The organism is Stenotrophomonas sp. GD03877 (assembly GCF_029840555.1).
Taxonomy (GTDB): domain Bacteria; phylum Pseudomonadota; class Gammaproteobacteria; order Xanthomonadales; family Xanthomonadaceae; genus Stenotrophomonas; species Stenotrophomonas geniculata.
On the sequence record NZ_JAOCCT010000001.1, the window covers coordinates 98218 to 121038 of the forward strand.

The window sequence follows — 22821 nt, forward strand, 5'->3', positions numbered from 1 at the left end:
CCGCGCATGATCCGCCGCCTGCACGACACCAACGACCTGGTGCGCGCATTCCCGCGCGTGCATTTCGTCGGCATCGGCGGCACCGGCATGAGCGGTATCGCCGAAGTGATGCTGACGCTGGGCTATGAAGTGTCCGGCTCGGACAACGCCGACAACGTGGCGACCCGCCGCCTGGCCAGCCTGGGTGCGCGCATCATGCGCGGCCACTCGGCGGCCAACGTGCTGGGCACCGACTGCGTGGTGGTCTCCAGCGCCATCCGCGAAGACAACCCGGAACTGATGGAAGCGCGCAGCCAGCGCATTCCGATCATGCCGCGCGCAGCGATGCTGGCCGAACTGATGCGCTTCCGCCGCGGCATTGCCGTGGCCGGTACCCATGGCAAGACCACCACCACCAGCCTCACCGCTGCGGTGCTGAGCGAAGGTGGCCTGGACCCGACCTTCGTGATCGGTGGCCAGCTGCTGGCTGCCGGCGCCAACGCCAAGCTGGGCGGTGGGCAGTGGCTGGTGGCCGAGGCCGACGAAAGCGATGGCAGCTTCCTGCGCCTGAATCCGCTGATGTCGATCATCACCAACATCGATGCCGATCATCTGGAGAACTACGGCAACGACTTCGCCCGCGTGCAGGCGGCGTTCGCCGAGTTCCTGCAGCGCCTGCCGTTCTACGGCCTGGCGGTGCTGTGCATCGACGACCCGGAAGTGGCTGCACTGGCCGCCAAGACCCCGCGCCACGTGATGAGCTACGGCATGAGCCCGCAGGCCGACGTGCGCGCCGAGAACGTGGTGCAGGAAGGCTCGCGCATGCGCTTCACCCTGCGCCTGCCGCAGGGCACCAGCCAGGAAGTGGTGCTGGCGCTGCCGGGCAAGCACAACGTGTTGAACGCGCTGGCCGCCGCTGCGGTGGGCTGGCAGCTGGGCGTGGCGCCGGATGCCATTGCACGCGCGCTGGAAGCCTTTGCCGGTGTCGGCCGTCGCTTCAACGATCTGGGCGAAGTGACCACCGCCAGCGGTGCCAAGGTCCGCATCATCGACGACTACGGTCATCACCCGAGCGAGCTGGAAGCCGTGTTCGCCGCCGCCCGCGGTGGCTGGGCCGACAAGCGCCTGGTGGTGGCCTTCCAGCCGCACCGCTACAGCCGTACCCGCGACCAGTTCGACAAGTTCGCCGCGGTGCTGTCCAGCGTCGACGCGCTGGTGCTGAGCGAGGTCTACCCGGCCGGTGAAGAGCCGATTGCCGGTGCCGACTCGCACGCGCTGGCCCGTGCCATCCGTGCGCGCGGCCGCAGCGAGCCGGTGGTGGTGGGCAAGGCCGCCGAACTGGCCAGCGTGCTGCCGGACGTACTGCAGGACGGTGACCTGCTGCTGATGATGGGGGCGGGCGACATCGGCGCCGTGGCCACCCACATCGCGGTGGAAGGCTTCAAGGGGGAGGGCGAGGCGTGAGCACGCTGACCTTCCCGCCGCTGCACGTGACCGACCCGGCTCGCTTCGGCCGCGTCGCCGTGCTGCTCGGTGGCACCTCCAGCGAACGCGAGGTATCGCTGGATTCCGGCCGCAACGTGCTCGAAGCCCTGCAGTCACGCGGCGTCGATGCGTTTGCCGTGGACGGCATCCCTGCGCTGGCCAAGGCGCTGGCCGCCGGTGGCATCGATCGCGTGTTCAACATCCTGCATGGTCACAACGGTGGTGGTGAGGACGGCATCGTGCAGGGCCTGATGGACGCCTTCGGCGTGCCGTACACCGGCTCGGACGTGTTGGGTTCGGCGCTGAGCATGGACAAGATCCGCACCAAGCAGGTGTGGCTGTCGCTGGGCCTGCCGACCCCGCAGTACCGCAAGGTCACTGCCGAGGACGTGCACGCCAATGCCGCCGAACTGGGCCTGCCGGTGGTGGTGAAGCCGGCCAACGAAGGTTCCAGCGTGGGCATCAGCCGGGTCACCGACGATGCAGGCCTGGATGAGGCCGTGGCGCTGGCCGCGCGCTACGACGGCCAGCTGCTGATGGAGCAGATGGTGGTGGGCGACGAACTGACCGTGGCCATCCTGGGGGATGTCGCGCTGCCGTCGATCCGCATCGTGCCCAAGGGCCAGTGGTACGACTACAACGCCAAGTACATCGCCGAAGACACCCAGTATCTGTGCCCGGGCCTGGACGGTGACGACGAAGAAGAAATCCGGCGCATCGCGCTGGCTGCATTCCGTGCCGCCGGTTGCCGTGGCTGGGGCCGCGTGGACGTGATGCGCGATCGCAGCAGCGGCCGCTTCTTCCTGCTGGAAGTGAACACCGCGCCGGGCATGACCAGCCATTCGCTGGTGCCCAAGGCCGCGGGCCAGGCCGGCATCAGCTTCGAAGAGCTGGTGTGGCGCGTGCTGGAACAGACCCTGGAGGCCTCGCACGCATGAACGCGGTGCTGCGCATCTTCGTCTGGCTGTTGGCGCTGTCGGTGGTTGCACTGCCGGTGGTGGCCGTGGTCAATGGCTGGGTCGGCGCCGAGCGCTGGCCGCTGGCGAAGCTGCGCGTGCATGGTGAGTTCAAGCGGGTGCCGGCCGAACAGCTGCAGCAGGTGCTGCTGCCGTACGCGCGCGCCGGCTTCTTCGCGGTCAAGCTGCAGGACGCGCAGGATGCGCTGGAACAGCTGCCGTGGGTGGAAAGCGCGCAGGTGCGCAAGCAGTGGCCGGACGTGCTGGAAGTGACCCTGGTCGAGCACAAGCCGTTCGCGCGCTGGGGCAGCGACCGCCTGGTTTCCGAGCAGGGCAAGTTGTTCCCCACGCCGAAGAAGCTGGCCGACCTGGCGCTGCCCGAACTGGATGGCCCCGACAGCCAGACAGAAGAAGTGATGAAGCTGTACAGCGACTCGCGTGCATTGTTCGCACCGGCCGGCGTCGACGTGCGCCGGGTGACGATGGATGCACGCGGCAGTTGGTCGCTGGTGCTGAGCAACGGCACCGAAGTGGTGGTGGGCCGCGACGACGCGCGCTCGCGCATGCAGCGCTTCGTCAAGGTGCTGCCGCAGCTGAACCGTCAGGACGCGCCGATCGAGCGCGCCGACCTCCGTTACACCAATGGTTTCACGCTGAGCTGGGGTACCCCGGCCACGCCGGCGAAAACGCCGGCGACCCCAGCCAGCAGGACGCAGGAAAGGACATGAATCGCAAGGGTGACAAATCGCTGATCGTTGGCCTGGACATCGGCACCTCCAAGGTGGTGGCGCTGGTGGGCGAGTATTCGCCGGGCAACCCGATCGAAGTGATCGGCATTGGCTCGCACGAGTCGCGCGGTTTGAAGCGCGGCGTGGTGGTGGACATCGAATCGACCGTGCAGTCGATCCAGCGCGCGGTGGAAGAAGCCGAGCTGATGGCCGGCTGCGAGATCCGCTCGGTGTACGCCTCGATCTCCGGCAACCACGTGCAGTGCAAGAATTCGCCGGGCATCGTGCCGATCCGCGACGGGGAAGTGACCTGGGGCGACCTGGATCGCGTGCTCGATGCGGCCAAGGCGGTGGCGATTCCGGCCGACCAGAAGATCCTGCACGCGATCCCGCGCGAGTACGTGCTGGACGACTCGCAGGAAGGCATCCGCAACCCGGTCGGCATGACCGGCGTGCGCCTGGAGGTGCACGCGCACCTGGTGGTGTGCGCGCAGTCGGCCGCGGCCAACATCAGCAAGTGCGTGCAGCGCTGCGGCCTGCAGGTGGATGACCTGGTGCTGTCCTCGCTGGCCTCCAGCGTGGCGGTGCTGACTGCTGACGAGCGCGAGCTGGGCGTGGTGCTGGTCGACATGGGCGCCGGCACCACCGACATCGCGGTGTTCGTGCAGGGCGCGATCTGCCACACCGCCTCGCTGCCGATCGCCGGCGACCACGTCACCAACGACATCGCGCACATGCTGCGCACGCCGACCCCGGAAGCCGAGCAGATCAAGGTGCGTTACGCCTGCGCCCTGGCCCAGCTGGCCACCGCCGAGGAGAGCATCCAGGTGCCGTCGGTGGGTGACCGCCCGCCGCGTCGCATGCCGCGCCACTCGCTGGCGCAGGCGGTGCAGGGTCGTTACGAGGAGATCTTCGAGATGGTGCAGGCCGAACTGCGCCGCTCCGGCTTCGAGGAACTGGTGCGCGCCGGCATGGTGCTGACCGGTGGCGCTTCGAAGATGGAAGGCGTGGTCGAGCTGGCCGAGGAAATGCTGCAGATGCCGGTGCGCGTGGGCATTCCGCAGCACGTCACCGGCCTCGGCGAAGTAGTCGGCAACCCGGTGCATGCCACCGGCGTGGGCCTGCTGCTGATGGGCAGCCAGATCGAGCATCCGCGCCGGCCGTCGCTGCCGACCGGGCGCGCTGGAAGCATGTTCAAGAAACTCAAGACCTGGTTCCGCGGCGAGTTCTGACGCGGAACCCGTAATACCGGGCCTGGCCCGGTCGCAGTACCCGCAGTACCCGCATCACAAGGCAACACCGGCAACACACAACCCACACAGCCGCAACGTTGGCATGCAGCAGGACGGCAGGACGCCCGAATGCCCATGCCAGCCAAAGCGGATACAACGAGGACACGGACATGGCGCATTTTGAACTGATCGAAAAGATGGCACCCAATGCGGTGATCAAGGTGGTTGGCGTGGGCGGCGGCGGCGGCAATGCCGTGGCGCACATGGTCAACTCGGCGGTGGATGGCGTGGAATTCATCACCGCCAACACCGACTCGCAGGCCATCAAGAATTGTGGTGCCAAGCTGCAGCTGCAGCTGGGTACCAACGTGACCAAGGGCCTGGGCGCAGGCGCGAATCCGGAAGTCGGCCGCCAGGCCGCGCTGGAAGACCGTGAGCGCATCATGGACGCGCTGCAGGGCGCGGACATGGTCTTCATCACCGCCGGCATGGGCGGTGGCACCGGCACCGGCGCGGCACCGGTGGTGGCACAGCTGGCCAAGGAAATGGGCATCCTGACCGTGGCCGTGGTCACCAAGCCGTTCCCGTTCGAAGGCCGTCGCCGCATGCAGGTGGCGCTGAAGGGCATCGAGGAACTGAGCCAGCACTGCGACTCGCTGATCACCATCCCGAACGAGAAGCTGATCACCGTGCTGGGCCGCAACGCGACCATGATCCAGGCCTTCCGTGCCGCCAACGACGTGCTGCAGGGCGCCGTGCAGGGCATCGCCGACCTGATCGTGCGTCCGGGCCTGATCAACGTCGACTTCGCCGACGTGCGCACCGTCATGTCCGAAATGGGCCTGGCGATGATGGGTACCGGCACCGCGCGTGGTGATGACCGCGCCCAGGCCGCCGCCGAAGCCGCGATCCAGAACCCGCTGCTGGACGATGTGAACCTGGCCGGTGCCAACGGCATCCTGGTCAACATCACCGCCGGTGCGGACTTCACCATGGCCGAGTTCGACGAGATCGGCCGCACCATCGATGGCTTCGCTTCCGAAGACGCCACCGTGGTGGTCGGTACCGTGCTGGATCCGGACATGCAGGACGAAGTGCGCGTGACCGTGGTCGCTACCGGCCTGAACCGCGTGTCGGCCAGCAAGACCCAGCGTCCGGGCGAGCGTGCGCCGATCAAGCTGGTCCGCAATGCCACCACCGGCCAGCCGGAATTCGGTGACTTCGACAACGGCGGCGACGCTGTGTCCAAGGCCGTCGGTGGCATGGGCCTGGGCCTGCGTCGTGCCAGCAGCGATACCGCAGCGGCTTCGGCCCCGTCGGCCCCGGCGGCTTCGGCACCGGCTGCGGCGGAACTGCCGAACGACTACCTGGACATCCCGGCGTTCCTGCGCCGCCAGGCGGACTGAGCGGGGCGGCCCGGGGTTGTCCTCCCCGGGTTGCGCCACCATGTCCTGAAAATGCGGGCGCCGGGCCAGGATGGGCCCGGCCGCCCTGCTTCATGTGCGTCCCATTGGCGCGCCGGTGCGTCCTGCCTGCTTTCAGCCGGGGTAGGGGACCTTGCGTGTTAATCTAATGTGTCACTTCCGGTCCATCCCCCATGATCCAGCAACGCACCCTCAAGAACACGATCCGCGCCACCGGCGTTGGCCTGCACAGCGGTGACAAGGTCTACATGACCCTGCGCCCGGCACCGGTCAACCATGGCATCGTGTTCCGCCGCGTGGACCTGGACCCGGTGGTGGAAGTGCCGGCCAAGGCCGAGCTGGTCACCGAAGTGACCCTGTGCACCGGCCTGACCTGCAACGACGCCAAGATCCAGACCGTCGAACACCTGATGTCGGCGCTGGCCGGCCTGGGTGTGGACAACATCATCGTCGAACTGTCCTCGGCCGAGCTGCCGATCATGGACGGTTCGGCCGGCCCCTTCGTGTTCCTGCTGCAGTCGGCGGGCATCGTGGAACAGGATGCGCCCAAGCGCTTCATCCGCGTGCTGAAGACCGTGGAAGTGACCGAGGGCGACAAGGTGGCCCGCTTCAGCCCGTACGAGGGCTACAAGCTGGGCTTCACCATCCAGTTCGACCACCCGATGATCCCGGCCAAGCAGTCGCGCCAGGAAATCGAGTTCTCGACGCTGGCCTACACCAAGGAAATCTCCCGCGCGCGCACCTTCGGCTTCATGCGCGACCTGGAATACATGCGCGAGCGCAACCTGGGCCTGGGCGGTTCGATGGACAACGCCATCGTGCTGGACGAGTTCCGCGTGCTCAACGAAGACGGCCTGCGCTACGCCGACGAATTCGTGCGCCACAAGATCCTCGACGCGATCGGCGACCTTTATCTGGCCGGTGGCCAGGTGCTGGGTGCCTACGAGGGCTTCAAGTCGGGTCACGCGCTCAACAACAAGCTGGTGCGCGCGCTGATGGCCGATGCCACCGCCTGGGAATGGGTCAGCTTCGACTCGCCGGCCACGCCGGATCCGGTCGAATATGCCACTCCGGCCTACGCCTGATTTCTGCAGGTTGTTGAATTGAAAGACAAAAACGCCGCCTTCCAGGGCGGCGTTGTCGTTTCAGGTATCTTCGTCGCATTCAGCATGCTTGACGCGCATCAAGGCCGGTTCGAGGTCACGGTTTTGTGAACCTGTTGGATCGGAAGCCTGAATTTAACGTAGTTTTAACAACAATCTAACGACAGGCCCCCGGATGGCAGCTAGGATGCGACCCGGCCCCCGAAATGTTTCACGCCGTGGTGACACGTGCGACGGGGAGCGGAGCCGGATGCTCCGTTGTCGTCAGGACCGCTTCTTCGGCTTCGAAGGAACGTCCTGCAGGCAAGCCAAGGCGTCGCGTAGCCCTTTGTGCGTGGCGGCTGAAACTGCGTGGGGTCCATTCCGGTTGTCGAGCGCTGGGGAGCGCGTGGGAGTGGGAGACGCAGTCTTGATGGTCACCTTGGTGGCCTTCAGCCCGATGGAACGGGCCGCGTCGAGCAACTGGGCTTCGGCAAGCCGCAACTTGGCATGCCAGACCGGGGACTCGACGAGAAAAACGAGGTGTTCCCCGTCCACATTGGCCAGCCGGCAACGGCTGCGCAGAGGTGGCGGCAACTGGGGGCGCAACTGACGGTCCAGCGCGTCGAGCCACAAGGCACGCCGCAGCGGGTTCCCGCTTTTGTCCGCCATCACCGCATCCAGCGCCGGCTTCGGCACTGACGCGGGGCGAACGCTGGATTTCGGCTCAGACATGAAAACTCACTGATGGCATTCAAAAAGATCGTAATCAAAACGCGTGAAGGACAGGCCAAATCGTCGCCCATCGCGCGTTTGCGGTTCTATTTCGAGGACCGCCCCCGCGCCCTGCTGGGCAGCGTGCTCGGGGTAGGCTGCATTATCGGCCTTGCCGGTGGCATTGGCGCCAGCGCGCTGAATGACTCCCGCCTGCAGGCCAAGGTCGAGCGCCAGGATGCGGAGCTGGCCAAGGTCAAGCGCGATGCGCAGACCCAGGTCAACGCGCTGGCGGCCCGCCTCGGCGAGCTGCAGGCCCAGGCCACACGCCTCAACGCCCTCGGCGAACGGCTGACCCAGATGGGCAAGCTGGAAGACGGCGAGTTCGACTTCAACGAGACCCCCGGCCTCGGTGACGGTGACGCCGGCGGCCCGACCAGCGACATCCCGGTCAAGGACGTCAACGCCGACTTACAGGTGCTGGAGCAGCGCTTCGCTGCTTCAGGCCGCCAGTTGTCGGTGATGGAATCGCTGATGTTCGACCACCAGCTGCAGCAGAACGCCGTGCCCTCGCGCATGCCGATCCGCAACAGCTATGTGACCTCCGGTTTCGGCACCCGTGCCGACCCGTTCGGCCGCGGTGCCGCCACCCACAAGGGCATGGACTTCCACGCCAAGGTCGGTGACCCGGTGATGGCCGTGGCCGAAGGCGTGGTCAGCTTCGCCGGCGTCAAGGGCGGCTACGGCAACGTGGTCGACGTCGACCACGGTAACGGCTACGTCACCCGCTACGCGCACAATTCGCGCCTGGTGGTGAAGGTCGGCGACCTGGTCCGTGCCGGGTAGGAAGTGGCCAAGGCCGGTTCCACCGGTCGTTCGACCGGCGCCCACGTGCACTTCGAGGTGTGGGAGAACGGCAACGTGGTCAACCCGCGCAAGTTCCTTGGCGACGGCGGCAATACGCCGGTTGGCCGCATCAGCCGCGGTTGAACCCAACGCCGGGCATGGCCCGGCGCTACCGGCACGCCGTCGGATCCCGGCGGTAGCGCGGGGCCATGCCCCGCGAGCGCGAAGCGCGGCCGCCAGGACCCTGGTCCCGGCCGCCTGGACGACCGCAAAGGGTTGAAACCCCTCACGGCCGTCCCAAGCTACAATGGGTGTTGCCATCGACAGGGCGCCAGGCGCCCTGTTTCGTTTGCGGCGGACGGATCCCAAGGGGGAGGCCGGGCGTCGTGTCCATCCAACCCGGTTCCTTCAATGATCAACAGCCTGCTTACCCGCGTATTTGGCAGTCGTAACGAACGACAGCTGCGCCAGCTCAACCGCATCGTCGCCAAGATCAATGCGCTGGAACCGGAGATCGAGAAGCTTTCCGACGAGCAGCTTCAGGCCAAGACGCCGGAGTTCAAGCAGCGCATTGCCAATGGTGAAGCCCTGGACAAGGTGCTGCCGGAAGCGTTCGCGGTCTGCCGCGAGGCCGGTCGCCGCGTGCTGGGCATGCGCCACTACGACGTGCAGCTGATCGGCGGCATGGTGCTTCACCTGGGCAAGATCGCAGAAATGCGCACCGGTGAAGGCAAGACCCTGGTGGCGACCCTGCCGGTGTACCTCAACGCGCTGGAAGGCAAGGGCGTGCACGTGGTCACCGTGAACGACTACCTGGCGCGCCGTGACGCCGCGCAGATGGGCAAGCTGTACAACTGGCTGGGCCTGAGCGTGGGCGTGGTCTACCCGGGCATGCCGCACAGCGACAAGCGCGAAGCCTACGCCTCGGACATCACCTACGGCACCAACAACGAATTCGGTTTCGACTACCTGCGCGACAACATGGCGCTGTCCAAGGCCGACCGCTACCAGCGCGGCCTGCACTACGCCATCGTCGACGAAGTCGACTCCATCCTGATCGACGAAGCGCGTACCCCGCTGATCATCTCCGGCCCGGCCGATGATTCCCCGGAGCTGTACATCCGCGTCAACCGCGTCGTGCCGAACCTGGTCAAGCAGGAAGTGGAAGACGGCGAAGGCGACTTCTGGGTCGACGAGAAGGGCAAGCAGGTGCACCTGTCAGAAGCGGGCATGGAGCACGCCGAGCAGCTGCTGGTCGAGGCCGGCATCCTCGACGGCGAGACCGAAGGCCTGTACGCGCCGCAGAACCTGACCGTGGTCCACCACCTCAACGCCGCACTGCGCGCGCACGCGATCTACCAGCGTGACGTGGACTACATCGTGCGCGATGGCGAAGTGGTCATCGTCGATGAGTTCACCGGCCGCACCCTGTCCGGCCGTCGCTGGTCCGATGGCCTGCACCAGGCGGTGGAAGCGAAGGAAGGCGTGCCGGTCCAGCGCGAGAACCAGACGCTGGCGAGCATCACCTTCCAGAACCTGTTCCGCATGTACAAGAAGCTGTCCGGCATGACCGGTACGGCCGATACCGAAGCCTTCGAGTTCCAGAGCATTTACGGCCTGGAAGTGGTGGTGATTCCGACCAACCGCCCGACCATCCGCAAGGACAGCCCGGACCAGGTGTTCCTCAACCGCAAGGGCAAGTTCAATGCGGTGCTGGCCGACATCGAAGAGTGCGCCAAGCGCGGCCAGCCGGTGCTGGTGGGTACCACCTCGATCGAAACCTCGGAAATGCTGTCCGAGCACCTGCGCAAGGCGGGCGTGAAGCACGAAGTGCTAAACGCCAAGCAGCATGACCGCGAAGCGACCATCGTCGCCAATGCCGGCCGTCCGGCGGCCGTGACCATTGCCACCAACATGGCCGGCCGTGGTACCGACATCGTGCTGGGCGGTTCGCTGGAAGCGGAAATCCACGAGCTGGGCGAAGGTGCCACCGACGAGCAGAAGGCCGCGGTCAAGGCCGAATGGCAGAAGCGCCACGAGGCCGTCAAGGCTGCCGGCGGCCTGCACATCGTCGGTACCGAACGCCATGAATCGCGCCGTATCGACAACCAGCTGCGTGGCCGTTCGGGCCGCCAGGGTGACCCGGGTTCGTCCCGCTTCTACCTGTCGCTGGAAGACAACCTGATGCGCATCTTCGCCTCCGACTGGGTGCAGAAGGCCATGCGCATGATGGGCATGAAGGAAGATGACGTCATCGAGGACCGCCTGGTCAGCCGCCAGATCGAGAAGGCGCAGCGCAAGGTCGAGGCCCACAACTTCGACATCCGCAAGAACCTGCTGGACTTCGACGACGTCAACAACGACCAGCGCAAGGTGATCTACGCCCAGCGCGACGAGCTGCTGGACGCCGAGTCGGTGAAGGACAACGTCGACGGCATCCGCGACGACGTGATCTTCGACGTGGTGGCCCGCTTCGTGCCGCCGAACTCGATCGACGAGCAGTGGGACCTGCGTGGCCTGGAAGCGACCCTGGAGTCGGACTTCGGCCTGCAGATGTCGCTGACCGACCTGGTCAAGTCGCACGAAGAGCTGGACGCCGAAGCCATCGCCGCCAAGGTGCAGGAGCGCGTCAACCAGCACTTCGCCGAGAAGGAAGCTGGCGTGGGCGAAGAGACCATGCGCGCGCTGGAGAAGCACGTGATGCTGACCGTGCTGGACCAGAGCTGGAAGGAGCACCTGGCCCGCATGGATTACCTGCGCCAGGGCATCTACCTGCGTGGTTACGCGCAGAAGCAGCCGAAGCAGGAGTACAAGAAGGAAGCCTTCGAACTGTTCTCGGACATGCTGGAGAACGTCAAGCGCGAAGTGGTGACCCTGCTGTCGCGCGTGCGCATCCGCAGCGACGAGGAAGTGCAGGCGCTGGAAGCGGCAGAACGCCAGCAGGCCGAAGCCCGCCTGAGCCAGTCGCAGTTCCAGCACCAGGACGTGGGCGGCTACAGCGCCGACGAGGAAGCCGCGCAGGTGCAGGCTGCCCAGCAGGGCATCGCACAGGTGCAGCGCGACGAGCCGAAGATCGGCCGCAACGATCCATGCCCGTGCGGCAGTGGCAAGAAGTACAAGCACTGCCACGGCCAGCTGAGCTGACCCCGAAGAGCCCCGCGAAAGCGGGGCTCTTCTTTTAGGGCGGCTGTTTCGCAGGGCTGATCCGGCCCGATCCGAGATTGCGCGGGCCGCCCTGTTCTGGGCATGCTTCCTCCATGCCTTCCCCCACCCGATCGATCCACGTTGTGGCCGCCGTCATCACCGACGCCCGTGGCCGCGTGCTGCTCAACCGCCGTACCGAGAACCGCGACATGGCCGGCCTTTGGGAATTCCCTGGCGGCAAGCGCGAATCCGGCGAGACCTCCGAGCAGGCCCTGGTGCGCGAGCTGCGCGAGGAACTGGGCATCGAGGCCGATGTCGGCGAGTGGCTGATGGACGTGCCGCAGCGCTACCCGGACAAGCACCTGACCCTGGAAGTGCGCCACGTGCGCAGCTGGAAGGGAACCCCCCGCGGCCGTGAAGGGCAGGCGATCACCTGGGTGGCGCCGGACAAGCTGGGCCGCTATTCAATGCCGCCGGCAGACCTGCCGGTGGTGGCCGCCCTGCGCCAGCCCGACAGCTACCTGATCACCCCGGCGCCGGCCGATGATGAGGGCGGCATGCAGCATTGGCATGAACAGCTGCAGCGCGCGGTGGCCGCGGGCCAGCAGCGCATCCAGCTGCGGCTGCCATCGGCGCATCCGCAGCGGCAGGCGATGGTCGAGCAGGCCCTGCGCGCGCATCGTCGCAGCGGGGTGCAGTGGCTGCTCAACCGCGATATCGAGCTGGCACGCGCACTGGGCGTGGGCGTGCATCTGGGCAGCGAACAGCTGCTGGAGCTGTCGCAGCGTCCGCTGCCCGAAGGCCAGCTGGTGGCCGCGTCCTGTCATGACCTGCAGCAGCTGCAGGCCGCACAGCAGTTGGGCTGCGACTTCGCCGTGCTGGGTCCGGTGCAGGCCACGGCCAGCCATCCCGATGCCGTGCCGCTGGGCTGGGATGCCTTCGCCGAGCTGCGTGCGCAGGTGTCACTGCCGATCTACGCGCTGGGTGGCATGGGTAGTGGCCACATCAGTGAGGCGCGTCGCCATGGTGGGCAGGGCATCGCCGCCATTCGCGCGCTGTGGCCGGCGTGATGTCAGGGTCGGATCATCGCAACGCGCGGCTCTGACCCTCCCGATCACAACGTGATCCAGAAACACCCGTACTGCCGCCGCAACCCCAGCACCGTCGAAGCGCGCGACACGCTGCCGGGCAAGGTCTGTTCCAGGCGCAGGCCGATCGGATGCCGCGCCACAGAGGCCACAGAGTCGGATCCCTGCGCAGCAGGGCTCTGGCCCTCATCCTGCGATTGCGGCAGCGCCTGCGAGGGATACACCGGCACCACGTCCACCAATGGCCGCCGCGCCAACGATTCCAGTTGGCCGAGGATGCGCTGCGCACCCGCATCAGAGACCGCGCCCCACAGGTACAGCGAGGACAGCCGGTTCACATCGTTGCTGAGGATGCCAGTACGCAGCGCATCCACCAGTTCGCTCAGTCGCCGCGGGCAGCGTGCCCCCAGGGTGTCGCGCTGCAGGGTGTTGCCGGCGGGCGCAGGCGGCGGCAGCCGCGACTGCGCACCCAGGCTGTCGCAGGGACGGTCGGTATACACGCTCTGGCCCTGGGCATCGGTACAGCGGTTCAGGCGCGTGGACTGTGCCTGGGCGACGCTCGACAGCACGCACAGCGGCAGCAGCAACAGCAGGAAGGAAAGCCGGATCATTCCTGCAGGGTAGCGCCGATCACGCTTGCGCGTCGTGCTCTCAGCCCTGCAGCAGCTTCAGCACCGAGGTGGTCGGCTTGGCCAGGTTCAGGGTGTAGAAGTGCAGGCCGGGTGCGCCGCCTTCGATCAGGCGCTGGCACAGCCGGGCCACCACTTCAGTGCCGAATGCGCGCACTGACTCCGCGTCATCGCCATAGGCCTGCATCTTGCGGCTGATCCAACGCGGAATCTCCGCACCACACTGTTCGGAGAAGCGACGCAGCTGGCTGAAGTTGGCGATCGGCATGATGCCGGGGGTGATCGGTACCTGCACGCCCAACCGCCGCACTTCGTCGACGAAATGGAAGTACGCGTCCGGGTTGAAGAAGTACTGGGTGATCGCCGCATCGGCACCGGCATCGATCTTGGCCTTGAAGTGCTTCAGGTCGGCCAGTGCATCGGAGGCCTGCGGATGCGTTTCGGGGTACGCGCCCACTTCGATATGGAACGCATCGCCGTGCTCGGCGCGGATGAAGTCGATCAGTTCGGCGGCATAGCGCATGTCGCCGGGAAAGCCCATGCCCGACGGCAGGTCGCCGCGCAGCGCGACCAGGCGGCGGCAGCCGATGGCGCGGTACAGCTTGAGCAGCTCGCGGATTTCCTGGCGGGTGCCGCCCACGCACGACAGGTGCGGCGCGGCATCGAAACCGTGGTGCTGGTTGAGATGGCGCACGGTTTCGGAGGTGTAGCTCAGGGTCGAGCCACCGGCGCCGAAGGTACACGACACGTACTCGGGGCCGTAGTCCTTCAGCTTGGCCGCGGCGCGGTCCAGCTGGCTGCGCTGTTCGTCGGTCTTGGGCGGATAGAACTCGAAGCTGATGGCAGTCATGGCACGGGCGGTGGCGGCGGGTGCGGGTCAGTATATCGCTTCATCAAGATGGATGTTTGACGGCTGCGTGAGGGCAGGCCATCCGTGGCACGCGACCGTTCGCCCCGGTGTCCGGCCGTTGCTCCGAAATCGTAACCGGGGGCACTGGCCCGGCGGCACGCTGTTCCCATCCCGGCACCACCCACCCGACGAAGGAGCAGACGATGAAGATCTTCCTGGCACTGTGGTACGCAATGAAGGCCTTGGCCCGGCTGGCGATGATCGGCATGGCGATGGCCGTGCTTGGCTCCGGTCCGGCCCATGCGGCGGCCGCCACAGGCACCGGCAAGGTGCAGGTCGAGGTGGTCGGCAAGGGCCGTCCGCTGCTGATGATCCCCGGTCTCAACAGCAGCGCCGAGGTCTGGCGCGAGACCTGCCTGGCGCTGAAGGACGTGCAGTGCCATCTGGTGCAGCTGCCCGGCTTTGCCGGCGCCGAAGCCGCTGATCCGCGCCCGGCCGAGTTCCTGCCGGCCATGCGTGGGCAGCTGCTGGCCTACCTGCATGACCGGCACCTGGGCCCGGTGGTGGTGATCGGACACAGCCTGGGTGGCCTGCTGGGCCTGCAGATGGCGCAGACCGAGCCGGCGGCGGTCAGCGGCCTGGTGGTGGTCGATGCACTGCCGTTCCTGCCAGCCGCGCGTGACCCGAAGGCCACCGCAGACAGCGTGCGGCCGATGGCCGACCAGCTGCGCAAGGGCATGCTCGCTGCCGACGCCGCGCAATGGCAGGCGCAGTTGAAGGCCGGCCTTCCGGGCATGACCCGTGATCCGCAGCGCCAGGCCGAGCTGGGCCGCTGGGGCGAAGGCAGTGACCGCCAGACCACCGCCGATGCCATGCATGCGGTGATGACCACCGACCTGCGCGACAGCATCGCCTCGATCAGCGCACCGACGCTGGTGCTGGGCAGCTGGGCCGGTTACCAGCCGATGGGCGGCACCGAGGCCAGCACGCGCGCGGTGTTCCAGGCCCAGTACGCGAAGCTTCAGGGCGTGCAGATCGCGATGAGCGCGCAGGGGTTCCACTTCCTGATGTGGGATGATCCGCGCTGGCTGCAGGAGCAGGTGCAGCGTTTCCTCGCCGCGCACCCCTGACCCTTGTCCTCGCCGAGAGCCCGCATGGACGCCACTACCTCATCCCGCCGCTTCTGGACGCTCAATGCACTGGCATGGGCGGGTTATGCGATGTACGGGCTGTGGGCGGGGATGCGGATCGGCGGCGGCGTGGTGTTCAGCGGCATCGTGTTGATCACCGTCAGCGTGGCCGCCTGCCTGTGGCTGTGCAGTGGCATGCTGCGCGCGGTGGCGCTGCGCCAGCGCTGGTGGGAGGGGAGCCTGGGCAGCCTGGTGTTGAAACTGGCCGCCGGTGTGGTGGCCGGTGCCAGCGTCGCACAGGCGATGACGGCGGCGCTGCTGCTGCCGGCGCTGGCACTGGGCTGGGTGCAGCTGCCCGGTGGCCACGCGGATTACCGATGGTCTTCGCTGTTGGTGTACTGGATGAACACCGCGCTGTTCCTGCTGATGTGGACCGGCCTGTGGGCCGGCCTGCACGGTCTGCGCCGGGCGCGCCACAGTGAACTGGCCCGGCTGCGCGCCGAAGCCGAACGCAGCGCACTGGAGCGCGATGCACTGCGCGCACGGCTCAACCCGCACTTCATGTTCAATGCGCTGAACAACCTGCGCGCGCTGATCCTGGAAGATCCCGAGCGCGCCCGCGACATGGTCACGCGCCTGTCGCGCACGCTGCGCCAGGCGCTGGCGCACAACCGCAGTGAGCAGGTCACGCTGGCCGAAGAACTGGCGGTGGTGGACGACTATCTGGCGATCGAGGCGATCCACTTCGAGCAGCGCCTGCAGGTAGCTCGGCGCATCGATGTTGACGCCCTGCAGGCGCAGTTGCCGGCGATGGCGCTGCAGCTGCTGGTGGAGAATGCGATCAAGCACGGCATCGCCAGTCGTCCCGGCGGTGGCGGGATAGAGATCCGGGCCACGTTGGACGACGACGTGTTGCGCCTTCAGGTGGACAACCCGCTGGGCAATGCCAGCGAGCCCACCCACGGGCATGGTGTGGGTCTGGCCTACCTGCGTGCGCAGCTCGGTTCGCGCGGGCGTTTCACCCTGCAGCCGGTCGGCGATCGCATGCAGGCCCTGCTGGAGATTCCGCAATGAGTCGCGTACTGCGTGTACTGATCGTCGATGACGCACGGCTGGCACGGCAGGAGCTGCGCACGCTGTTGTCGGCGTTGCCCTGGGTGCAGTGCGTGGGTGAAGCCGACGATGTGCCTGCCGCGCGCGAGGCGATCGCCACGCTGGCGCCGGACCTGGTGCTGCTGGACGTGCAGATGCCTTCCGGCAGTGGTTTCGATGTGCTGGACGGCCTGGAGACGGTGCCTGCAGTGGTGTTCGTCACCGCCTACGACACCTACGCCGTGCGCGCGTTCCAGGCCAATGCGCTGGATTATCTGGTGAAGCCTGTCGAGGCGCCACGCTTGCTGGAGGCGCTGGAGCGGGCGCGCCAGCGCGAGGTGGTGGCGGGCGAAACGCGGGAGCCGCGCAGCACACTGGGCGCGCAGGACCAGGTGTTCGTGCGCGAGGGAGAACGCTGCTGGTTCGTGGCGGTCTCCGAGATCCGCCGGCTGGTGGTGGATGGCAATTACACGCGGCTGTGGTTCCGCGACCAGAACGCCTTGCTGACCCGCAGCCTGAGCGCGTTGGAAGCACGACTGCCGCAGGATCTGTTCTTCCGTGCCAACCGCAATACCCTGGTCAACCTGCGCCGCATCCGTGGCGTAACGCCCAGCATTGCCGATGGTTACGAGCTGACGCTGGATGATGGCAGTGAGGTGGAAGTGTCGCGGCGGCAGGCACGTGAACTGCGCGAGCGGATGGCGTTGTAGCTGCCGCTACAGCTCGGCACTGACCGGGCTGGTGATGAAGCCCCACAGCAGGCGTGCCATTACGGCGGGTGAGCGTGCCTGCCCGCGCGCATAGGCCAGCAGCGCATCCAGCCGCGGGCGGTCATAGAGGTGGCCGGCCAGCAGTACCGCATGCACGCGACGGGTATTGGCGGTGTCGTGCAGCGGGTTGCCATCAAGCAGCACCAGGTCTGCGGCTTTGCCGACTTCGACGCTGCCATGCGATGCCTGCAACTGCAGATGACGCGCGGCCTGCAGCGTGGCTGCGCGCAGCACGTCGGCCTGGCTCAGGCCGGCGTGCCGCAGCCACTGCAGTTCATCGTGGTAGCGGAAGCCGCCCAATCCGGTATCGGTGCCGACCAGCACGGTGACGCCGGCACGATGCGCCGCACCGGTCAGTGCCAACCCATGCTCGAAGTAGGTCTTCAGTGCGTCTTCGCCGCGTCGGCCGGGATAGCGCGCCACGGTGGCCTGCAGGTCATCACGCCACGCCCAGCGTGAGAGCGGGTCCAGATAGGCCAAGCGCGGATCGTTGACGAAGGCGGGGTCGCGTGCACGTGCATCTTCTTCGCGGGTGACATGCGTTGGCACGAATGCTGCAGCACTGGCCTGCATCAAACCGAACGCTTTGCTGCAGAGCGCGGGCTGATAGCTGGCCACCATGCGTTCGGCCAGTCCAGTCGGGTCTTCGCCGTCAAGCGCGCCACCGCGCCATGCCGCCGCGTTGTCGAAGCAGTGGCGCACGAACAGATGGGCGTGTTCGAAGCTTCGCTGGCCTGCCTGCACCGCGTCTTCCAGAGGCACAGCCCTGGGCAGGTGGCCGACCAGTGGACGGTGCAGCTGCCGTGCCTCGGTGGCCAGCCGCTGGTAGGTATCCGCACGCAGCTTGTTGTAGACCTTCAACGCGTCGACGCCACGGGCGCTGTACGCGTGCGCCCGCAATGCGGCAGCCTCTGGCGAGAGTGATGGATCCTCGAAATAGAAGCTGGCGATCTGCACGAAGCGGGGTGCGACCTGTTGCCCTGCGATGGCCTGTGCAGTCCAGCGGCGCTTGTCAGCCACGCAGGCGATCAGCGGGTCGGTAGTCTGCGGGCAGTCCATCATGTCGCGGGTGCCGGTAATGCCATTGGCCAGCATCAGTGCGAACTGCAGTTGCGGTGACAGCTGCAGTGCATGGGTATGCATGTCCCAGAAGCCGGGCACCAGCCAGCGGCCACCGGCATCGAGCACCGGCAATGTGGTGTCCCGTGGAGCTTTGCCAATGGCAGTGATCGTGCCGTCGCGCACTGTCACTGTGGTGGGGGCGCTGACCTGGCCACGCGCGACGTCCACCACCCGCGCGTTGACGATCACGCGGCTGTTGCCCGGCTCGGGCAACGGCGGTGCCGACAGCGGCCAGAGCAGAGCGACGGCGAACAGCAATGGCGGCGCCAGCAGGAGGATGGCCAGAACGATCGGCCATCGCCGACGGCCGGCGGAACGGGGCAACGCGCGTGCTGCATCCATGAGCCGGCAATCCTTGCATTGGGTCGTCCGCAGGGTGCTGCAAGCCGGACACGGGCGCCAGTGACCATCGGCATCTGGCCCGGCCTGGCTCCGGGGCGGTTACCCTGTGCGGTGGAACTCCTGATCACGCCTGCCATGTCCATCGTCCTGACCGATTTCGCCCGTCCCCGCCTGTTCCCGCGCGTGCCGCGCGGCAACACCATCCAGGACTGCACTGCCGAGCAGTTCGAGGCACACCTCAATGCGCACGCACCGCTGAAGGTTCTCGACGGCTACGCGCCGTTCTGCAAGTTGTTCGTCTACGAGAACTGGACCAGCACGCGCTGCCTGACGGTGCCGGTCACCGAGGACAACCGCCATCTGCTGCGCAGCGGCTACGAAGCGCGCAACCGTGAGGAACTGCCGGTACTGGTGCGCTGGTTCGAGGGTGTGGAGTCCCCGCGCGCGAACTACCTGGTGGTGATCCTGTACAGCGCCGGGCAGCTGGCGAGGGAAGGTTCACCGATCGAGGCCGACTGGGGCATCGTCGGCTGCATCTACACCGCCGAACCGGAAGAGGTGCCGATGGCGCCGATCACGATGATGCGCAATGCGCTGGGCGTGGAGGAGGGCGGTTCCGGTGTACCGCTGGACCGGGAGGCCTACCGGCGCTCGGTGGAGTTCTGGGAGAACAACGCCAACTGGCGGCCCTGAGCCCACGCTGTGGCCGGACAGCCGGCATGTGAACAGGGTGACGGCAGTGGAGCGCTACCATGGCGGTGAATCAACGCAGGGAGCACAGGGATGGATGTTCGACGTTGGATGCCGTTTGCATGGGTCGCCGCAGGCCTGTTGGCCGCAAGTGAAAGCTCGGCAGCAAAGTACGATGCAGGCGCTGCCTGTGGGGCCCTGTCCGACGTGACGCAGATCCGCGACGCGGGCGTGGGGTCACTGCAGGCTCAGGCAACCTCGGGGCGTTGCACGTTCCATGTGGAAGCGGATGACGCAGCAGCGCTTTCGCGTCAGCAGTCGTTGCTCCAGAGCGTGTCGGCGATTGCCTGTGGTGGGCCAGCCACCACCCGGCCTTCGCAAGGGGCTGCGGGCTTCGACCTGCAGATGCCTGCGCGTTGCCCGCTCTCTTCCAGCACGCCGTTGATTGCCCGGGAAGGAGGCTGGCACCAGCGGCGGCTCTCGTCGGTCCCGGCGTATCCTGCGGCCGCCATGCGCGAAGCCCAGCAGGGCGGTGTCGAGCTGATGCTGCTGCTGGATGCACAGGGCAAGACCCAGGCGATCATCCTGTCCCGGTCCAGTGGGTACCCACTGCTCGATGCGGCGGCGCTCAAGCACGCGCGTGACTGGCGTTATGAGCGTGAAGCGGCGGGCAAGGCGCCAAACATGAGCCTGATACGCGGAACGGTCACGTTCAAGCTCAACTAGGGCGTCTGCAGGGCGGGCTCGGCCTTCCACTCCCACCAGCGGTAGTGGTACTCGCGCTCGGTCGCGCTCCATGGCTGCGCGCAGCAGGTGCACGTCAGCCGGTAGCATTCGCCCCAGCCGTCCTCCGCTTCGCCCCGTGCACGCAGCTGCACGTGACCTTGTTCCAGCAGCGGCTCGGGGCTGAAGAACACATAGGAAGGGTAGAGCGCGCACAGGCAGCCTTCGCGCGCCTGCCAGTAGCGCAGCCGTTGCAGGGCCGCCTTGAGGTGAGCCTGGTTGCTGATCAGCATGCCGCCAAGGGCGACGCCCTGGCAGCTGCGTTCAATCGTATCCACATGCGCGCTCAACGCCTCCAGGGATGCGGGAGTGAACAATCGGGCGACGGTGCGTGCGGCATCGGTGATGCGCGTTGCGTCGCGCGACAACAGGTCCTGCAGCAGCACGTCGGCCTGTGCATCGTCGAGCCGGGGAATCGGTGCTGCAGACCACGGCCAGCGCATCAGCGTGACTTGCCGATGGCAGCGTAGTGGCCGGCGGTGAGGCGGAGCAGGTCAGCCGGCGCCAGTTCCACTTCCAGGCCGCGGCGACCGGCGCTGACATGCAGCGCGGGCAATGCCTGCGCGCTGGCGTCCAGGAAGGTGCGCAGGCGCTTCTTCTGCCCGAGCGGGCTGATGCCACCGACCAGGTAACCCGTCGCGCGCTGTGCGGCGTCGGCGGCGGCCATCTCGCACTTCTTGCAGCCGGCCGCTTCGGCCAATGCCTTCAAGTCCAGCTGGCCGGCCACCGGCACGATGGCCACCAGCAGTTCGTGTGCCTCGGTGCTGGCCAGCAGGGTCTTGAACACCTGGGCCGGATCGAGGCCGAGCTTGTCGACGGCTTCGCCGCCATAGGATTCGGCGTGGGCGTCGTGCACGTAGCTGCGCACGGTGTGGGTGATCTTCTCGCGCTTGAGCAGGTTGATGGCCGGGGTCATGGGGGCATCGTAGCGCGCGCTGAGAGTGCTGCCTTGACCGAGGCTATTGGCCCCCACTCTGGTGGATGCGTGATGTTCGGCCGTGCGCAAACGCTGAACGGGCGCCCGAAGGCGCCCGTCCGTGTCGCATGCACCGGAAGTGCGGGCCGTTGGCCGGCACCCCACAGTCATCAGTAGCGGTAGTGGTCCGGCTTGAACGGGCCTTCCACCGGCACGCCGATGTAGTCGGCCTGTTCCTGGCTCAGGGTGGTCAGCTTCACGCCGATCTTTTCCAGGTGCAGGCGGGCCACTTCTTCGTCCAGCTTCTTCGGCAGCAGGTAGACCTTCTTCTCGTAGCTGTCCTTGTTCGCCCACAGGTCGATCTGTGCCAGGGTCTGGTTGGCGAAGCTGTTGGACATCACGAAGCTCGGGTGGCCGGTGGCGCAGCCCAGGTTCACCAGGCGGCCTTCGGCCAGCAGGAAGATCGCGTTGCCGTTCGGGAAGATGTACTTGTCCACCTGCGGCTTGATGTTGACGTGCTTGATGCCTGCGAACGACACCAGCGCATCGACCTGGATCTCGTTGTCGAAGTGGCCGATGTTGCAGACGATGGCCTGGTCCTTCATCGCGCTCAGGTGCTCGATGCGGATGATGTCCTTGTTGCCGGTGGTGGTGACGTACAGGTCGGCACGGCCCAGGGTCGATTCGATGGTGTTGACTTCATAGCCTTCCATCGCCGCCTGCAGGGCGCAGATCGGGTCGATCTCGGTGACGATCACGCGCGCGCCGTAGGCACGCAGCGAAGCGGCGCAGCCCTTGCCGACGTCGCCGTAGCCGCAGACCACGGCCACCTTGCCGGCCAGCATCACGTCCATCGCGCGCTTCAGGCCATCGGCCAGCGACTCGCGGCAGCCGTACAGGTTGTCGAACTTGCTCTTGGTGACCGAGTCGTTGACGTTGATCGCCGGAATCAGCAGGGTGCCGGCCTGGGCCAGCTGGTACAGGCGGTGCACGCCGGTGGTGGTCTCCTCGGAGACGCCCTTCCAGTCCTTGACCACGCGGCCCCAGTAACCCGGGCGCTCCTTGGCGACGCGCTTGAGCAGGTTCTTGATGACCTGTTCTTCGTGCGAGGCGGAGGCGGTGTTGACCCAGTCGCTGCCGTTTTCCAGCTCGTAGCCCTTGTGGATCAGCAGGGTCACGTCACCGCCGTCGTCCACCACCAGCTCCGGGCCGGTCAGGGTGCCATCGGCCAGGGTGAAGGTCAGCGCGTCCAGGGTGCAGTCCCAGTACTCTTCCAGGGTCTCGCCCTTCCACGCGAACACCGGGGTGCCGGTGGCGGCAATGGCGGCGGCAGCGTGGTCCTGGGTCGAGAAGATGTTGCACGAGGCCCAGCGCACGTCGGCGCCGATGTCCTTCAGGGTCTCGATGAGGACCGCGGTCTGGATGGTCATGTGCAGCGAACCGGTCACGCGCACGCCCTTCAGCGGCAGGCTGGCGGCATGCTTGCGACGGATCGACATCAGGCCCGGCATTTCGTGCTCGGCGATGTCCAGTTCCTTGCGGCCCCAGTCGGCCAGCGTGATATCGCGGATCTTGTAATCACCTTCGGTGGAGAAGGTCTTGGCAACAGCGTTCATTCGTGTGCTCCGGTTGTGGACGAGCGGGTGCTCGCATCTAGCCGGGCGCCGTTGTTACAAAGCCACCTTACCGAGCCTGGCCGGGCCTCGTGGGATCCGGTCGCAGCGCCCCTCGGCAGGGGAGAACCCCCATTATATCGCGGCCCCGGCATGACATCGGAACGACCCAACCATCGGCAGATGGGATCGCGTGCACAGACTGT

General features: G+C 66.8%; 19 protein-coding genes, 2 pseudogenes and 1 riboswitch. Of the genes and pseudogenes, 14 read left to right on the forward strand and 7 right to left on the reverse strand.

Going from position 1 to position 22821, the window contains the following annotated elements; genetic code table 11:
* The first annotated feature begins 6 nt into the window (after positions 1-6).
* The 6 genes and pseudogenes from murC (at position 7) to lpxC (ending at position 6889) form a co-directional block, all read left to right on the forward strand.
* On the forward strand, positions 7-1443 hold the full coding sequence (gene murC / locus N5D20_RS00380) for a UDP-N-acetylmuramate--L-alanine ligase (RefSeq protein ID WP_010481926.1): 1437 nt from the start codon (positions 7-9) through the stop codon (positions 1441-1443).
* The gene (locus N5D20_RS00385; RefSeq protein WP_043397959.1) at positions 1440-2402 is read left to right on the forward strand and encodes a D-alanine--D-alanine ligase; all 963 of its coding nucleotides are present in this window, start codon (positions 1440-1442) and stop codon (positions 2400-2402) included. The genes murC and N5D20_RS00385 overlap by 4 nt, the downstream gene beginning before the upstream one ends.
* Positions 2399-3073 (forward strand): annotated as a pseudogene (locus N5D20_RS00390) (cell division protein FtsQ/DivIB); the annotation flags it as partial. The gene N5D20_RS00385 and the pseudogene N5D20_RS00390, both read left to right, overlap by 4 nt.
* A gap of 71 nt (positions 3074-3144) precedes the next feature.
* Entirely contained in the window at positions 3145-4380 is a 1236-nt protein-coding gene (gene ftsA / locus N5D20_RS00395) for a cell division protein FtsA (RefSeq protein WP_005408083.1), read from the forward strand.
* 170 nt (positions 4381-4550) lie between these two features.
* A complete protein-coding gene (ftsZ, locus tag N5D20_RS00400) occupies positions 4551-5786 on the forward strand; it encodes a cell division protein FtsZ (protein WP_043397963.1) in 1236 nt (411 codons plus the stop codon).
* A gap of 191 nt (positions 5787-5977) precedes the next feature.
* Positions 5978-6889, forward strand: a complete 912-nt coding sequence (gene lpxC, locus N5D20_RS00405) for a UDP-3-O-acyl-N-acetylglucosamine deacetylase (protein ID WP_005408085.1) — start codon at positions 5978-5980, stop codon at positions 6887-6889.
* A gap of 282 nt (positions 6890-7171) precedes the next feature.
* On the opposite strand, the gene N5D20_RS00410 is transcribed toward lpxC, so the two are convergent.
* Positions 7172-7621 carry a DUF721 domain-containing protein gene (locus N5D20_RS00410; protein ID WP_029379786.1) on the reverse strand — a complete coding sequence of 150 codons (450 nt, stop codon included), beginning with the start codon at positions 7619-7621 and terminating at the stop codon, positions 7172-7174.
* 12 nt (positions 7622-7633) lie between these two features.
* On the opposite strand from N5D20_RS00410, the pseudogene N5D20_RS00415 reads away from it, so the two are divergent.
* The 3 genes and pseudogenes from N5D20_RS00415 (at position 7634) to N5D20_RS00425 (ending at position 12660) form a co-directional block, all read left to right on the forward strand.
* Positions 7634-8590, forward strand: a pseudogene (locus N5D20_RS00415) (M23 family metallopeptidase).
* Between the two features lie 267 nt (positions 8591-8857).
* On the forward strand, positions 8858-11590 hold the full coding sequence (gene secA, locus N5D20_RS00420) for a preprotein translocase subunit SecA (RefSeq protein ID WP_279914648.1): 2733 nt from the start codon (positions 8858-8860) through the stop codon (positions 11588-11590).
* 113 nt (positions 11591-11703) lie between these two features.
* Positions 11704-12660: a Nudix family hydrolase gene (locus N5D20_RS00425; RefSeq protein ID WP_279914650.1), complete on the forward strand. Its 957-nt coding sequence runs from the start codon at positions 11704-11706 to the stop codon at positions 12658-12660.
* Between the two features lie 44 nt (positions 12661-12704).
* Here N5D20_RS00425 and N5D20_RS00430 read toward each other — a convergent pair whose 3' ends face one another.
* Together N5D20_RS00430 and metF are read right to left on the reverse strand one after the other, a co-directional pair.
* Positions 12705-13289 carry a DUF4124 domain-containing protein gene (locus tag N5D20_RS00430; RefSeq protein WP_019338075.1) on the reverse strand — a complete coding sequence of 195 codons (585 nt, stop codon included), beginning with the start codon at positions 13287-13289 and terminating at the stop codon, positions 12705-12707.
* A gap of 40 nt (positions 13290-13329) precedes the next feature.
* On the reverse strand, positions 13330-14157 hold the full coding sequence (gene metF, locus N5D20_RS00435) for a methylenetetrahydrofolate reductase [NAD(P)H] (protein WP_004143823.1): 828 nt from the start codon (positions 14155-14157) through the stop codon (positions 13330-13332).
* A gap of 203 nt (positions 14158-14360) precedes the next feature.
* On the opposite strand from metF, the gene N5D20_RS00440 reads away from it, so the two are divergent.
* The 3 genes from N5D20_RS00440 to N5D20_RS00450 are packed head-to-tail and all read left to right on the forward strand — an operon-like array spanning position 14361 to position 17089.
* A complete protein-coding gene (locus tag N5D20_RS00440) occupies positions 14361-15287 on the forward strand; it encodes an alpha/beta hydrolase (protein ID WP_279914651.1) in 927 nt (308 codons plus the stop codon).
* Between the two features lie 24 nt (positions 15288-15311).
* Positions 15312-16361 carry a histidine kinase gene (locus N5D20_RS00445; RefSeq protein WP_279914653.1) on the forward strand — a complete coding sequence of 350 codons (1050 nt, stop codon included), beginning with the start codon at positions 15312-15314 and terminating at the stop codon, positions 16359-16361.
* A complete protein-coding gene (locus N5D20_RS00450; RefSeq protein ID WP_143993675.1) occupies positions 16358-17089 on the forward strand; it encodes a LytTR family DNA-binding domain-containing protein in 732 nt (243 codons plus the stop codon). The genes N5D20_RS00445 and N5D20_RS00450 overlap by 4 nt, the downstream gene beginning before the upstream one ends.
* A 6-nt stretch (positions 17090-17095) precedes the next feature.
* On the opposite strand, the gene N5D20_RS00455 is transcribed toward N5D20_RS00450, so the two are convergent.
* Complete coding sequence (locus tag N5D20_RS00455) at positions 17096-18613, reverse strand: amidohydrolase family protein (RefSeq protein WP_279914654.1); 1518 nt, start codon at positions 18611-18613, stop codon at positions 17096-17098.
* Positions 18614-18748: 135 nt separating this feature from the next.
* On the opposite strand from N5D20_RS00455, the gene N5D20_RS00460 reads away from it, so the two are divergent.
* Together N5D20_RS00460 and N5D20_RS00465 are read left to right on the forward strand one after the other, a co-directional pair.
* Positions 18749-19306: a DUF3228 family protein gene (locus N5D20_RS00460; RefSeq protein ID WP_019338080.1), complete on the forward strand. Its 558-nt coding sequence runs from the start codon at positions 18749-18751 to the stop codon at positions 19304-19306.
* Between the two features lie 108 nt (positions 19307-19414).
* Entirely contained in the window at positions 19415-20029 is a 615-nt protein-coding gene (locus tag N5D20_RS00465) for an energy transducer TonB (RefSeq protein WP_279914656.1), read from the forward strand.
* Here the strand turns inward: N5D20_RS00465 and N5D20_RS00470 are convergent.
* From N5D20_RS00470 to ahcY, 3 genes are all read right to left on the reverse strand, one after another.
* Positions 20026-20529 (reverse strand): hypothetical protein, encoded by a 504-nt coding sequence (locus N5D20_RS00470; RefSeq protein ID WP_279914657.1) that lies wholly within the window; start codon positions 20527-20529, stop codon positions 20026-20028. The two genes, N5D20_RS00465 and N5D20_RS00470, sit on opposite strands and share 4 nt — an antisense overlap.
* Positions 20529-21002 carry a Cys-tRNA(Pro) deacylase gene (gene ybaK / locus N5D20_RS00475; protein ID WP_279914659.1) on the reverse strand — a complete coding sequence of 158 codons (474 nt, stop codon included), beginning with the start codon at positions 21000-21002 and terminating at the stop codon, positions 20529-20531. The genes N5D20_RS00470 and ybaK overlap by 1 nt, the downstream gene beginning before the upstream one ends.
* A gap of 170 nt (positions 21003-21172) precedes the next feature.
* Entirely contained in the window at positions 21173-22618 is a 1446-nt protein-coding gene (ahcY, locus tag N5D20_RS00480) for an adenosylhomocysteinase (protein ID WP_019338084.1), read from the reverse strand.
* A gap of 36 nt (positions 22619-22654) precedes the next feature.
* Positions 22655-22738: riboswitch (S-adenosyl-L-homocysteine riboswitch) on the reverse strand.
* Positions 22739-22821 lie beyond the last annotated feature (83 nt).

Bases quoted from the DNA above. Each gene is read 5' to 3' on its own strand.
- murC (WP_010481926.1), top strand. From the start codon at position 7: ATGATCCGCCGCCTGCACGACACCAACGACCTGGTGCGCGCATTCCCG.
- ftsA (WP_005408083.1), top strand. From the start codon at position 3,145: ATGAATCGCAAGGGTGACAAATCGCTGATCGTTGGCCTGGACATCGGC.
- ftsZ (WP_043397963.1), top strand. From the start codon at position 4,551: ATGGCGCATTTTGAACTGATCGAAAAGATGGCACCCAATGCGGTGATC.
- lpxC (WP_005408085.1), top strand. From the start codon at position 5,978: ATGATCCAGCAACGCACCCTCAAGAACACGATCCGCGCCACCGGCGTT.
- N5D20_RS00410 (WP_029379786.1), bottom strand. From the start codon at position 7,621: ATGTCTGAGCCGAAATCCAGCGTTCGCCCCGCGTCAGTGCCGAAGCCG.
- secA (WP_279914648.1), top strand. From the start codon at position 8,858: ATGATCAACAGCCTGCTTACCCGCGTATTTGGCAGTCGTAACGAACGA.
- N5D20_RS00425 (WP_279914650.1), top strand. From the start codon at position 11,704: ATGCCTTCCCCCACCCGATCGATCCACGTTGTGGCCGCCGTCATCACC.
- N5D20_RS00430 (WP_019338075.1), bottom strand. From the start codon at position 13,289: ATGATCCGGCTTTCCTTCCTGCTGTTGCTGCTGCCGCTGTGCGTGCTG.
- metF (WP_004143823.1), bottom strand. From the start codon at position 14,157: ATGACTGCCATCAGCTTCGAGTTCTATCCGCCCAAGACCGACGAACAG.
- N5D20_RS00440 (WP_279914651.1), top strand. From the start codon at position 14,361: ATGAAGATCTTCCTGGCACTGTGGTACGCAATGAAGGCCTTGGCCCGG.
- N5D20_RS00445 (WP_279914653.1), top strand. From the start codon at position 15,312: ATGGACGCCACTACCTCATCCCGCCGCTTCTGGACGCTCAATGCACTG.
- N5D20_RS00450 (WP_143993675.1), top strand. From the start codon at position 16,358: ATGAGTCGCGTACTGCGTGTACTGATCGTCGATGACGCACGGCTGGCA.
- N5D20_RS00455 (WP_279914654.1), bottom strand. From the start codon at position 18,613: ATGGATGCAGCACGCGCGTTGCCCCGTTCCGCCGGCCGTCGGCGATGG.
- N5D20_RS00460 (WP_019338080.1), top strand. From the start codon at position 18,749: ATGTCCATCGTCCTGACCGATTTCGCCCGTCCCCGCCTGTTCCCGCGC.
- N5D20_RS00465 (WP_279914656.1), top strand. From the start codon at position 19,415: ATGCCGTTTGCATGGGTCGCCGCAGGCCTGTTGGCCGCAAGTGAAAGC.
- N5D20_RS00470 (WP_279914657.1), bottom strand. From the start codon at position 20,529: ATGCGCTGGCCGTGGTCTGCAGCACCGATTCCCCGGCTCGACGATGCA.
- ybaK (WP_279914659.1), bottom strand. From the start codon at position 21,002: ATGACCCCGGCCATCAACCTGCTCAAGCGCGAGAAGATCACCCACACC.
- ahcY (WP_019338084.1), bottom strand. From the start codon at position 22,618: ATGAACGCTGTTGCCAAGACCTTCTCCACCGAAGGTGATTACAAGATC.